Source organism: Streptomyces sp. NBC_00510, from assembly GCA_036013505.1.
Taxonomy (GTDB): Bacteria; Actinomycetota; Actinomycetes; order Streptomycetales; family Streptomycetaceae; genus Actinacidiphila.
The window spans coordinates 6,319,364-6,331,967 of record CP107851.1 but is presented as its reverse complement, the minus strand read 5'-3'; the positions used below and the strand labels follow the sequence as shown (position 1 = coordinate 6,331,967).

Below are 12,604 nucleotides of genomic sequence, written 5' to 3'. Positions count from 1 at the left end.
GACCGTCCGTCAGGAGCGGCCGGCCTTCGCGCCGAGCCGGTTGACCGCGTCGTACACGCGGGCACAGTTGTCCCTGTCCCGGTGGACGAAGAACGAGTTCACCCGCTCGCGGTACGGACTGCTCACCTCGAACCGCCCGTCGATGGCGGCGATGATCTCGTCGACCGCGTCGTCGACCGTGTGGCAGACGGGGCCGAAGCCGTCCTCGGTGAGGTTGTAGTAACCGCGCCGGTAGTGCTGGGTGTAGAACTCTTCCTCGTCGTAGGGCACGTAGACCACGGGCTTGCCCATGTAGGCGACGTCGAAGAAGACCGACGAGTAGTCCGTGACCAGGAGGGAGCACTCCCTCATGGCCTCCTGGACACCGCGCTTGGTCTGGTCGGCGACCTCGATGCTCGGGTGGTCCACCTGGAAGTGCCGCAGGTAGGGGCGGATCTCGTAGTGCGGGTAGAACTCCAGCCGCACGCCGGAGCGCTCGAGCGCCCCGCGCAGTCGCTCGTCGGCGAGCAGCCGCGAGTAGAAGCGGAAGTACTCGGAGGCCGCGAACTGCACCGCCGGGCGCCGACTGCGGTTGTAGGAGGGCACCACGATGTCACGCCGCCAGGTCGGCATCAGCAGGATCGTCGGACGGTCCGCCTCCGCGGGCTCCAGCTTGTCGAAGCGCGGGAAGCCGAGCGCGACGACCTCGTCCTTGCTGTAACCCATCTCCCGGGAGATGTAGTCGGCCTCGCTCTCCGCCACGGCCACGAAGAGGTCCACGTTGGTGAACTGACGGTGGGCCGACTGCGACACGTCGTTGTACGTCACTCCGTGCTGCAGGAACACCCGGCGGTAGTGGAGCAGGTCGCCGAAGCGGCGCAGGAACTCCGGCTTGGAGATGTTGGGGGGCGCGAGGTAGGCCTCGAGGTCGTACGGCGAGATCAGCCGCGTCGCGTTGAGGAGGTAGAGACGGTGCCGCAGCGTGCCGCGGGCCACGACGTTGCCGAAGGGCGCGACCTTGGCGCGGTCGGCCGCCTTGGCGTCGATCACGTAGTAGACGTTCCGCCGCGCGTGGTTCTCCCGCATGTACCGGAAGAAGTGGTAGCCGTTGTCCTGGGCGGTGTCGTGGCGCTCCCCGACCACCCAGATGTCCCTGCGGCCGAGGACGGGGCGGCTGATCCAGTAGAGCAGCCGCAGCAGCCACCCGGGCCGGCGCGCGAGGACGTCGGCCGTCTCGGACCACAGGCGGTTCAGGGAGTGGCCGATCCGCCGGACGGACCCGGCGCGGGCCACCTTCAGGCTCGGCGTGTTGTCCGCGCCGATGCCGACCTCGTAACGGAAGCGGCCGATCCGCTCGGTGCCCTTGGTACGGTGCGCCACGGGGCGCGCCGTCAACGGGATGCCCACGGAGGCGTCGCCGTCGTGCACCCGGAGGGTGAGCGAGTAGGAGCCGCCCTTCAGCGCGGACAGGTCCGCGGGGGTCAGCACCGCGCGCCAGCCGCCGTGGAGGTCCTGGCGCTTGCGGGCGTGCCAGCGGTCCCTCCGGTAGACCTGGACCACCGGCACCGACACACGGTGCGAGGCGGTCTCCAGGTCCAGCGTGAGCTCGTTCTCCAGGAGCGGGGTGAGGTCGACGCCGCTCAGCTGCAGCAGACCCTCGACCTGCAGGTCGCCGTCGACCGGCCGGATCGACTCCAGAAGGGCGGCCCGCCCCTCGACCTGGAGGATCGTGGAGGGCTCGATGTCCCCCTCGAGCCGGCGGTGCACTGCCTCGCCGGTGATGAACAGCCGCGGCACGTACACCGGCGCGTCACCGGGGGCGCAGAAGACCGACAGGCTGCCCGACTTCACGGCGTGGTGCAGCAGCCGGGAGCGCTCGGTCACGGCGTAGTCGAGGATCACGTCGTCCGGGATGTCCTTGTACAACGCGCGGACGTCCGCGTAGATCTCGGCCAGGCCCGCCCGGTTCAGCATCTTGGGCAGCGTGGTCATGCACGCCTCGAAGGAACCCGCGACGAAACGCTGCAGCAGCGCGCGGCTGCCCGCGTCGGCCGGCAGCGGGTCGGACAGCAGGGACGTGCACAGCGTCAGCAGCTGCCGGGCCTCGGAGAGCCGGTCACGGATCACCGGGGCCGCCTCGTCCCCGGACACGGCCGCGGCGGTGCCGTACACATGGGCGTCGACGAGCGCGATCCGCTTGGCCCGCAGGAGGGCGGAGACACCGAGGCGGACCCGGTCCGACCGCCCGTCGGGGCCCAGGTCGGCCGTCAGGCCGCGCAGCGTCCCGGCGCTGAACAGCTTGTTGGCGAGATCCGTGGCGAAGACCAGCTCCGGGGCGGCGGCGGCTCCCTCGAACACCTCCTGGCCCGCGCCGAAGTACTGCTTCCAGGCCACTTCGGGGGCGGTGTCCTCGGCGCGGGGGCCCCGGTCGAGGTCACCGAGCACGACGTCCGCCGAGTGCCGCGCGGCGACGGCGACCAGTCGGCCGAGCGCGCCCTCGGCGAGGACACCGGAGCCGTCGAGGAAGATCACGTAGGGGGCGGTCGCCTGCTCCAGGACCGTTTCCGCGGAACTGCCCGCCGCGCCGTCGACGACGCTCACGTTGCCGTGCGCCGCCACGACGTCCGCGACGGCCCCGGCTCCGGCTCCGGTGCCCACGATCAGCACCTGCGCCCGGGGGAACTCGTCCTGGAGGACGACCGAGCTCAGGCAGGCGCGCAGCGCCTGCGGCTCCTCGCCGGCCGGGACGACCACCGTGACGGACGGGGACTGCGGTGCCACCGCTGCGGCCGGCGCCGGGCGCTCGCGCCACCAGCCCCAGTCCGCCTCGTGCACGCGCAGACGGGCGAAGCCCGCTCCGTCGAGGCCGGTGAAGCGACGCAGGGCGAGGTTGCCGCTGGCCGTCGTGTACGCCTCGAACCCGTTCGCGCTCAGCGTCCGGTTGAGGGCGCCGAGGTCCCGGCCGCGGACGCACACGGCGGTGGTGTGCTTGCGGTCCTTCCAGACGAGCTGGCACATCACGTTCACGGTTCCCTCTGCGGGGAACTCACCGACCAGCTCGTCGAGGGTCAGCGACGCCGTGTAGCTGATCGTCGAGGGGGTCACACGGACGTCGGCCACCCGGCCGATCGTCTTCTTCCCCAGTTCCTTGGAGCGGCTGAACAGGACCAGCTCCAGCTTGTCGCCCGCGGCCAGGCGGCCGAACTGGTTGACGATCTCACCGGAGAAGGCGAGGGTGCGCCCCGTCAGGTCCAGCGAGACGGCCTGGTTGAACATCCGGGAGCTCTCGAACCTCTCGTTCTCCAGTCCCAGCTCGGTCACGTCGAGGAAGGTGCGGGCGCCCGGCAGGGAGAGGTGGCTGCCCGACCAGTAGACGCGCCCGTCCTCCGTGTGCAGGTCCGTGGAGACGACACCGCGGCGCTGCTCGAAGTCGGCGACGGTGAGCGCCTCGGGGATCATCGTGTGGCGCAGGTAGAAGGCCCTCACCCGGTCCAGCGGCGCGCACAGGCCGTAGGCCTCCTCGTCCATGCCGCCGAGGTAGCCGGAGACCAGCCGGCCGAACTCCGCCAGGTAGGTCTCGTCTGCCTGGCGCAGTTCCTTCATGTAGAGCCGGACGTCGTGGCTGATGAACTTCGCGTCCTTGTAGAGCTTCAGCTCCCGGGCGTCGTTCTCCAGCAAATAGGCGTCCGCCATGCGGTGCACACGAACACGGTCGGATATGCTCCGGATCTCACCACGCCTATTCGTGATGGAAGCCGCGTCGCCCGTATCGACCGCCTTGTCCTCCCAGATCCAGTGGTAAACCGGCTCCGCGAGAACGGATATCCCCCGGGCCCGGTGGTAGGACTTCACCGAGAAATACGTGTCCTCGTAGAACACACCCTCCGGAAAGAAGACCTCGTTGTCCACCAGGAATTCACGGCGGTAGAGCTTGGCCGCGGCAATGGGGTCGTTCAGCAGCTCGGGCCATTCCGTGACGCTTGCCACGTGGCGGTCCGAGGTGTAGAGGGCGGGCTGCCAGGTCGTCATGGTGCCGCGCCCGAGGTTCACCCGCTCCGCACGCCCGGCGGTGATGTCCGCCCCGGTCCGCTCGGCACCGGCGAGGAGCAGCTCGCACGCCGTGGCGGGGATCTCGTCGTCGGAGTCGAGGAACATGACGTAGGTGCCGCGGGCGGCCCGGATGCCGTCGTTGCGCGGCGCGCCCACCCCGCCGCTGTTGCTCTCCCGGCGGATCAGGCGGAGTCCCGGGACGCGATCGGCGTAGTCCTCCACCACGTCACAGGTGGGGTCACCGGAGGCGTCGTCGACGACGACGACCTCGAAATCCTGGAATGTCTGGACCGCCAATGAGTCCAGAGTCCGTCCGACGGTCTCCGCCGCGTTATATGCGGGCACGATCACCGTGATCAATGGATGAGCGTCGCGCGGGGACATCAAGCCTCCATTTCAGGAACTTCTCACCGGGACACGGCTGGCCCCTGCTTTGGAAGCTCGTGACATCCCAAACCGTTGGAGACGAGTTCACACCTGCCACATGAACAGTGGGTGACAGGAGGACCGGCGGACCCCCGAACCACATACAATAGCCTGCCGCCCCTCAGGGCCATCCCATCCTAAGTGCACAACGGTACAAATCGGACTGTGTCCTACGCCACATCCATTGGGTCGTGCACGCATCTTGACATCGGCGGATCGCGGCGATTCAAGCCCCCCAAGGGACCATTGCCAGGGGCGGCCCCGCGTTCCCATTGCCCGCAGGCTGTATGGTATTTCAGGCGGATGCCTTGGATCAGCCGGGACCGCGGGTGCGACAGCCCCACCGGCGACAGCAACGGCGCTACTGCGTCAGCCGTCAAAGTGATCAGGCCGCGGAAGCGCCTGGATGCCCAATTCGCCTCGAAAGGGTCCTCTTTCATGGAAATACCGCCCCTCGCGGAAGTACGTCGCCTCACCGAGAAAAAGCGGGACGCCTGGTGGACCGTATTCCTGGTCGACCCGGTGGCGACGCCCTTGGTGCGCTGGACGGCCATGCGGACCCGTCTCACCCCGAACCAGATCACCTGGGGCGCGCTCCTGCTGGGCCTCGGGGCGGCGGCCTGTTTCGCGCTGGCCGACTGGAAGTGGCTGATCCTGGGTGCGGTCCTTTACCACTTCAGCTTCATCCTCGACTGCATGGACGGGAAGCTGGCGCGCCTCACCGGCAGGGGCTCGGAGTTCGGCGGCTGGCTGGACTACATCTTCGACCGCGTGCGCGTGGTGTGCTGCGCCGCCGCCCTCATGGGCGGCCAGTTCTACCGCACCGGTGACTCCATCTACATGTGGCTCGCCCTCGCCGTCATCTTCCTCGACGCCCTGCGGTACCTCGACGCCCTGCAGATCTTCAAGGTCCGCGCCAACATGCGGAAGAAGCTCGAGCTGCGCCAGTCCGAGGTGCACTCGAAGCAGTCCCTGCGGTTCATGGAGGACCTGCTCCGCGAGGAGGAGGCCGGCGACGAGACGCCGAAGGGCGTCGTCCCCGCCCAGCGCGGTGCCGTGCCCGCCACCACCCAGACGGTGACGGCCGACGCCGGCGCCCAGGGCGAGCCCGCCGACGGTCAGGCACCGGTCGTCGACCTCCAGCAGAGCTTCAAGAAGCGCTTCGCCTCCTACGGGGCCTTCCGCGACTTCCTGATCCGGCACCGCGTGCGGCCGCACCTCATCAGCGGCATCGAGTTCCAGATGGCGGTGTTCATCATCGCGCCGCTGACCGGCGCCGTCATCGGCACCACCATCGCCGCGGCCGTGCTGCTGCTGCTCTTCGAGTTCGCCATCATCTACAAGCTGCTGCTCTCCACCCGCGACTTCGAGCGGTTGATGGCCCGCCTCGACGAGGACGCCCGGTCGAACGCCGATAACGACGGCACCGCGCCCCTGCACGCGTCCATGAGCTGACCCCACCCGCCTGCCGGCCCCCTCGGAGGCCGGACGCGCACGACAAGGGCCGGTCCCCCTCGATGAGGGGGACCGGCCCTTGTGCGTTGTCGCCGGGGCTCAGGATTCGAAGGGGTCGAAGCCCTCGAACTCCTCCTGTGCGTCATCGCGTTCGGCGTCGCGGTCCTTGCGGCGCTGGGCGGCGGGGCGGGGCGCGTCGAAGCGGTGGTCCTCGCCGCGCCGTCCGAGCATCTCCGCGCCGGCCGCCACCGACGGCTCCCAGTCGAAGACCACGGAGTCGTCCTCGTCGCCGATGACGACCTCGTCGCCCTCGCGGGCGCCGGCCTTGACCAGTTGCTCCTCGACACCGAGGCGGGCGAGCCGGTCGGCGAGGTAGCCGACGGCCTCGTCATTGGCGAAGTCGGTCTGGCGCACCCAGCGTTCGGGCTTCTCGCCGCGGACGCGGTAGAAGCCGTCCTCGGCGGTGACGGTGAAGCCGGCGTCGTCCACGGCCTTGGGCCGGATGACGATGCGGGTGGCCTCCTGGACCGGCTGGGCCGCGCGCGCCTCGGCCACGATGCCGGCGAGGGCGTAGGACAGCTCGTTGAGGCCCTTGTGGGCCACCGCCGACACCTCGAAGACCCGGTAGCCGCGCGCCTCGAGGTCGGGGCGGACCATGTCGGCGAGGTCCTGGCCGTCGGGGATGTCGACCTTGTTGAGGACGACGATCCGCGGACGGTCCTCGAGGCCGCCGTACGCCCGCAGTTCCGCCTCGATGACGTCGAGGTCGCTCAGCGGGTCGCGCTCGGACTCCAGGGTGGCGGTGTCCAGGACGTGCACCAGGACGCTGCACCGCTCGACGTGCCGCAGGAACTCCAGGCCCAGGCCGCGTCCCTCGCTGGCGCCCGGGATGAGCCCGGGGACGTCGGCGACGGTGAAGACGGTCGAACCGGCCGTGACCACGCCCAGGTTGGGGACGAGCGTGGTGAAGGGGTAGTCCGCGATCTTCGGCTTGGCCGCCGAGAGCACGGAGATGAGCGAGGACTTGCCCGCGCTCGGGTAACCGACCAGCGCCACGTCGGCGACCGTCTTCAGCTCCAGGACGAGGTCCCGGCTCTGACCGGGCTCACCCAGCAGCGCGAACCCCGGCGCCTTGCGGCGTGCCGAGGCCAGCGCCGCGTTGCCGAGGCCTCCGCGGCCGCCCTGGCCGGCGATGTAGGTGGTGCCGTGGCCGACGAGGTCCGCGAGCACGTTGCCGTGCCCGTCCATCACGACGGTGCCGTCCGGGACGGGCAGGACCAGGTCCGTGCCCTCCTTGCCGGAACGGTTGCCGCCCTCGCCGGGCTTGCCGTTGGTGGCCTTGCGGTGCGGGTGGTGGTGGTACTCGATGAGCGTGGTGACCGACTGGTCGACGACCAGCGTCACATCGCCGCCACGGCCGCCGTTGCCGCCGTCCGGGCCGCCCAGCGGCTTGAACTTCTCCCGGTGCACGGAGGCGCAGCCATGGCCCCCGTTACCCGCGGCGACGTGCAGCTCGACGCGGTCCACGAAGGTGGTCATGCGGATGTTCCTCCAGATGCGTACGGGAATGTCTGTGGGTTAACGCGCCGAGGGCGGACCTGCTTCCCGGTCCGGGAAACAGGGTCCGCCCTCGGTGAAGTCGTATCGCGGCCGATCAGGCGACCGGGACGATGTTCACGACCTTGCGACCACGGCTGGTGCCGAACTCGACCGCACCGGCGGCGAGGGCGAACAGCGTGTCGTCCTTGCCACGGCCGACGCCCGAGCCGGGGTGGAAGTGGGTGCCGCGCTGGCGGACGATGATCTCACCGGCGTTCACGACCTGGCCGCCGAAGCGCTTGACGCCGAGCCGCTGGGCGTTGGAGTCGCGACCGTTCCGGGTGGACGATGCGCCCTTCTTGTGTGCCATCTCTCCTCAGTCCCTTACTTCGCAGCGGCGGGGATGCCGGTGATCTTCAGCGCCGTGTACTGCTGACGGTGACCCTGACGACGGCGGTAGCCGGTCTTGTTCTTGTACCGCAGGATGTCGATCTTCTGGCCCTTGTGGTGGTCCACGATCTCGGCCTGGACCTTGATCCCGGCCAGCACCCACGGGTCGCTGGTGACAGCGTCGCCGTCGACGACGAGGAGCGTCGAGAGCTCGACCGCGTCGCCAACCTTGCCAGTGGAAATCTTGTCAACCTCGACGATGTCGCCGACGGCCACCTTGTGCTGGCGGCCACCGCTGCGCACGATTGCGTACACGCGGAACTCACTCTCTCGCTCGGATCGTCACTCCTGACGCCAGCCGTCCCTGCGGTGCTGGGGGGCCTCTGCCGGCCGTGGCCGGTAGGAAGATGCTCAGGAATGGGCGTCAAAACGCCGAAGGTCAAGGTTACGGGGCGTCCCCGATGGGGTCAAACCGGGGCCTGCGCGACCCCGTACGCGCCGCGGGCCGTCCCCCGGTGGGGAACGGCCCGCGGACGGTGACCCGGGGTCAGGACGCCTCTGTGGGCGCCTCGGCCGTGGCCTTGGCGGCGGCCTTCTTCGCCGTCGTCTTCTTGGCCACCGTCTTCTTGGTGGCGGTCTTCTTGGCGACCGTCTTCTTCGCGGCGGCCTTCTTCGCCGGTGCCTTCTTCGCGGCCGTCTTGCGCGCGGCCCGCTTCTTCGGCTCCGCCTGCCCGGCCTCGACGGCCTCCGTCTCCGCCTCGGCCGCCGGGGTCTCCTCCGGCTGCGCCTCGGTGCCGGGGACGACCACGACCGCGGCCTCCTCGCCGGCGGACGGCGCACCCGCGGGGGCGGACACCCTGCGCGTGGCACGACGGCGCACCGGCGCGGCCGGCGCCTGGACCTCCGCCACCGGCTCCGGCTCGGGGGCCTGGGCCGGAACGGCCGTCTCCGCAGCGGGGACGACCACGGTGGCCGCCTCACCGGCGGGGGCGCTCGGCGCGGTGGCCTTGCGGGTCGCCCGGCGCCGGCCGCGGACCGGTGCGGCGGGCTCCTGCGCCGCCTCGCCGGTACCCACGACGGCGGGCGCCTCGGGGGCGGTGGCCGTCGCGGCCTCCGCCGCCTGGGGCTCGGTGACCGGGGCGACCGACGGGACGACGGTGACGATCTCGGCCGTGGCGTCCGGCGAGCTCATCGGGGCGGTGACCCGCCGCGAGGCGCGCCGCCGGGAACGCCGGCCCGCCGCCGCCTCGGCCTCGGCCGGGCTGCCGTACCAGTCCTCGTCCCCGCCGACGGCGGGCACCAGCTCGGCCTCGGTGACCGCGACCGGCTCCAGCTCGGGAGCCTCCTCCGCGGCCTCCTCGGCCTCGGTGAGGGCGGCGGTCTCCGCGACCGCCGGCTCCTCCGCCGCGCCGCCGCGACGGCGCTTGCGCTTGCCGCCGCCACCGGCCGCCGTGGCCTGGTCCATGTGGACGATGACGCCGCGGCCGTTGCAGTGCACGCAGGTCTCGGAGAAGGACTCCAGCAGGCCCTGGCCGACCCGCTTGCGGGTCATCTGCACCAGGCCCAGCGAGGTGACCTCGGCCACCTGGTGCTTGGTGCGGTCCCGGCCCAGGCACTCCAGCAGCCGGCGCATGACGAGGTCGCGGTTGGACTCCAGCACCATGTCGATGAAGTCGATCACGATGATGCCGCCCAGGTCGCGCAGCCGCAGCTGGCGCACGATCTCCTCGGCCGCCTCCAGGTTGTTCCTGGTGACCGTCTCCTCCAGGTTGCCGCCCTGGCCGGTGAACTTGCCGGTGTTGACGTCGATGACGACCATCGCCTCGGTCCGGTCGATCACCAGCGAACCGCCGCTCGGCAGCCAGACCTTGCGGTCCAGCGCCTTCAGCAGCTGCTCGTCGATCCGGTACGTGGCGAAGACGTCGACCTCGGAGGTCCAGCGGCCCAGCCGCTCGGCCAGGTCCGGCGCGACGTGCGAGACGTAGCCGTGGATGGTCTCCCAGGCGGTGTCGCCGCTGACGATGACCTTGCCGAAGTCCTCGTTGAAGATGTCGCGGACGACCCGGACGGTCATGTCCGGCTCGCCGTAGAGCAGCGACGGGGCGTTGCCGCTCTTGGCCTTCTTCTGGATGTCCTCCCACTGCGACTGCAGCCGCTCGACGTCACGGCGCAGCTCGTCCTCGCTCGCGCCCTCGGCGGCGGTGCGCACGATGACGCCCGCGTCCTCGGGGACGATCTTCTTGAGGATCTGCTTCAGCCGGGCGCGCTCGGTGTCGGGCAGCTTGCGGCTGATGCCGGTCATCGAGCCCTCGGGCACGTAGACCAGGTAGCGGCCGGGCAGCGAGACCTGGCTAGTCAGGCGGGCGCCCTTGTGGCCGATCGGGTCCTTCGTGACCTGGACCAGCACCGACTGGCCGGACTTGAGGGCCGCCTCGATGCGCCGCGGGCCGTTGCCCATGCCCAGCGCCTCGAAGTTGACCTCACCGGCGTACAGCACCGCGTTGCGGCCCTTGCCGATGTCGACGAACGCGGCCTCCATGGACGGCAGCACGTTCTGGACCTTGCCCAGGTAGACGTTGCCGACGTACGAGGTGGCCTGCTCCTTGTTGACGTAGTGCTCGACGAGGACGCCGTCCTCCAGCACGCCGATCTGCGTCCGGTCGCCGTTCTCACGGACGACCATGACGCGCTCGACCGCCTCCCGGCGGGCCAGGAACTCGGCCTCGGTGATGATCGGCACACGGCGGCGGCCCTGCTCGCGGCCCTCGCGGCGGCGCTGCTTCTTGGCCTCCAGACGGGTGGAGCCCTTGATGGACTGCACCTCGTCGACCGGCTCGGCCGTCTTGCGCGGCTCACGGATCTTGACGACCGTGCGCTCCGGAGCGTCCTCGCCCAGGCCCTCCTCGGCCGTCCCCTCGCCGCCACGGCGGCGACGACGGCGACGGCGGCGGCTGGTGCTGCTGCTCTCGGCGTCCTGGTCCTCGTCCTCGTCGGACTCGTCCCCGGACTCCTCGTCCTCGTCGGAGGTCTCCTCGTCCTCGGCGGCCTCGCCGCGACGACGACGACGGCCACCGCGACGGCGACGACGGGACGTCCGCTCGCCCTCCTCGTGCTCGTCGGCCTCGGACTCCTCCGTCTCGGCCCCGGCCTCCGCCTCGTCCTCGTGGGCGGACTCGGGCTCCTCGTCGGCGTGCTCCGTCACGACCGTCTGCGCGGCCTCCACGGCCTCCGCGGGCTCGCCACGGCGACGACGGCGGCGACGGCGCCCGGCGGTGCCGCCGGCGTACTCCTCGGCCTCGGCCCCGGCCTCGGCCTCGGCCTCCTCCTGCTCCTCGGTCTCCACGGGCTCCGCCGGCTGCCCGGCCTGCGCCTGAGCGGGGGCCTGGAACACCGGTGCCTGGAACACGGCCATGGGCGGCCGCACGACCCGGCGACGGCCGCGCGCCGGGGCGGGCTCCGCCTCGGGCTCGACCTCAGGGGCGGCCTCGGCCTCGGGGACCGCGGCGGGCTCGGCGCCCTGCGCCTCCTGGACCTCGATGACGATCGTGTCCGCGGGGACGCCGAACGCCTCCGCGACGGCCGCGACCGCGGCGACGCGGGCCTCCTCGACGGTGTCGCCGTAGCCGCGGATCTCGTAGGCGTCCTCGACCTCGACGGCCCAGCCGGAACCGTCCGGGACGGCCTTGGCGGTGTAGGTGCGCCGCTCAGGGGCGGCGCCCTCGGCGGCCTCGTCCCCGGCCCGGGCCCCCGCCTCGTCACGCGGCGCGAGAGCGCCCGGCTTCAGACGGCGGGAGCCGTCGTCGGCGGCGAGGAAGGAGGCGGCCGGAGCGGTACGCCGCCGCGAACGGGTGGTCCTGGACTTCTCGGCCTGGGGCTTCTCGGCCCTGCCCCGCTTCGGCTTCTCCGCAGGCTCCTCCTGCAGGGCCTTCGCGGGAGCGTCGGCGGCGGCCACGGCCGCGGCCACGTCCTCGGCCGGGGCCGGCTCGGGGCTGGTCACCTTGCGCGTGGCGCGGCGCCGGCCACGGGCCGGAGCCGCAGGCTGCTCGGCCTGCTCCGCCCCGGGGGCGGCCTCGGCGTGCAGCGGCAGGTCGGCCTGGAGCTCCTTCGCCTGCGTGTCGGCGGCGGCCGCGGGGCCGGCCGTCTCCTCGCCGCCCGCGACCGGCTCGGGGCTGGTCACCTTGCGCGTGGCACGGCGCCGGGTACGGGCCGGAGCCGCAGGCTGCTCGGCCTGCTCGGTCCCCGGGGTCTCGGTGGCAGCGGTCACCGCGGCAGGGGTCTCCGCGGCGGTGGCCTCGGGGGCGGCCGCAGGAGCGGTGGCCTTCCGCGTCGCGCGGCGACGCGCCGGGGCGGGGGCGGCCTCGGCCGCCTCCTCCTCGGCGGACCCGGCAGGCTGCGGCTCCGGGGCGGCGGACTTGCGGGTCGCCCGGCGCCGGGTGCGCGCGGGGGCGGGTTCGGTCTCGGAATCGGCGGATGGGGCCTCGGCCGGTATGGCCGGCGGCTCGGCGGCCCCAGCGGGGGCGCCGGACGTCACGTCCTGACCGGCCTCGCCGGCCGCGGGCGGTCCCGCTGGGCGGCTGGCCGCGCGGCGACGGCGGCGCGGAGCGACCGTCGCCTCGGTGTCGGTGCCGCCGGAGGCGGCTTCGGTGGCGCCGTTCTCCGGCGCCTCGTTCGGCTCGTTGTGCTCGAGCATGCGGGCATTTCTCCCGTCACGCTCCCGGGCGCCGCGTCCTGGTCCGGTTCGCGGCGGTCCGCGTCCTCGCGGTTC

Annotated in this window: 6 protein-coding genes; 1 reads left to right on the top strand and 5 read right to left on the bottom strand. The window is 71.8% G+C overall.

The features are described 5' to 3' along the window. Positions 1-9: 9 nt before the first annotated feature. Positions 10-4,413, bottom strand: a complete 4,404-nt coding sequence (locus OG937_28525; protein ID WUD75353.1) for a bifunctional glycosyltransferase family 2 protein/CDP-glycerol:glycerophosphate glycerophosphotransferase — start codon at positions 4,411-4,413, stop codon at positions 10-12. A 480-nt stretch (positions 4,414-4,893) separates the two neighbouring features. Between OG937_28525 and OG937_28520 the strand changes: the two genes are divergently transcribed. Further along, a complete protein-coding gene (locus tag OG937_28520) occupies positions 4,894-5,910 on the top strand; it encodes a CDP-alcohol phosphatidyltransferase family protein (protein ID WUD75352.1) in 1,017 nt (338 codons plus the stop codon). A 99-nt stretch (positions 5,911-6,009) separates the two neighbouring features. Here OG937_28520 and obgE read toward each other — a convergent pair whose 3' ends face one another. The 4 genes from obgE to OG937_28500 all read right to left on the bottom strand — a co-directional run bounded on the left by obgE (position 6,010) and on the right by OG937_28500 (position 12,529). Further along, the gene (gene obgE, locus OG937_28515) at positions 6,010-7,449 is read right to left on the bottom strand and encodes a GTPase ObgE (protein ID WUD75351.1); all 1,440 of its coding nucleotides are present in this window, start codon (positions 7,447-7,449) and stop codon (positions 6,010-6,012) included. A gap of 115 nt (positions 7,450-7,564) precedes the next feature. Next, a complete protein-coding gene (gene rpmA / locus OG937_28510; GenBank protein WUD75350.1) occupies positions 7,565-7,819 on the bottom strand; it encodes a 50S ribosomal protein L27 in 255 nt (84 codons plus the stop codon). Between the two features lie 14 nt (positions 7,820-7,833). Beyond that, a complete protein-coding gene (gene rplU, locus OG937_28505) occupies positions 7,834-8,154 on the bottom strand; it encodes a 50S ribosomal protein L21 (protein WUD75349.1) in 321 nt (106 codons plus the stop codon). 232 nt (positions 8,155-8,386) lie between these two features. Then, positions 8,387-12,529 carry an Rne/Rng family ribonuclease gene (locus OG937_28500; GenBank protein ID WUD75348.1) on the bottom strand — a complete coding sequence of 1,381 codons (4,143 nt, stop codon included), beginning with the start codon at positions 12,527-12,529 and terminating at the stop codon, positions 8,387-8,389. Positions 12,530-12,604: the final 75 nt, after the last annotated feature.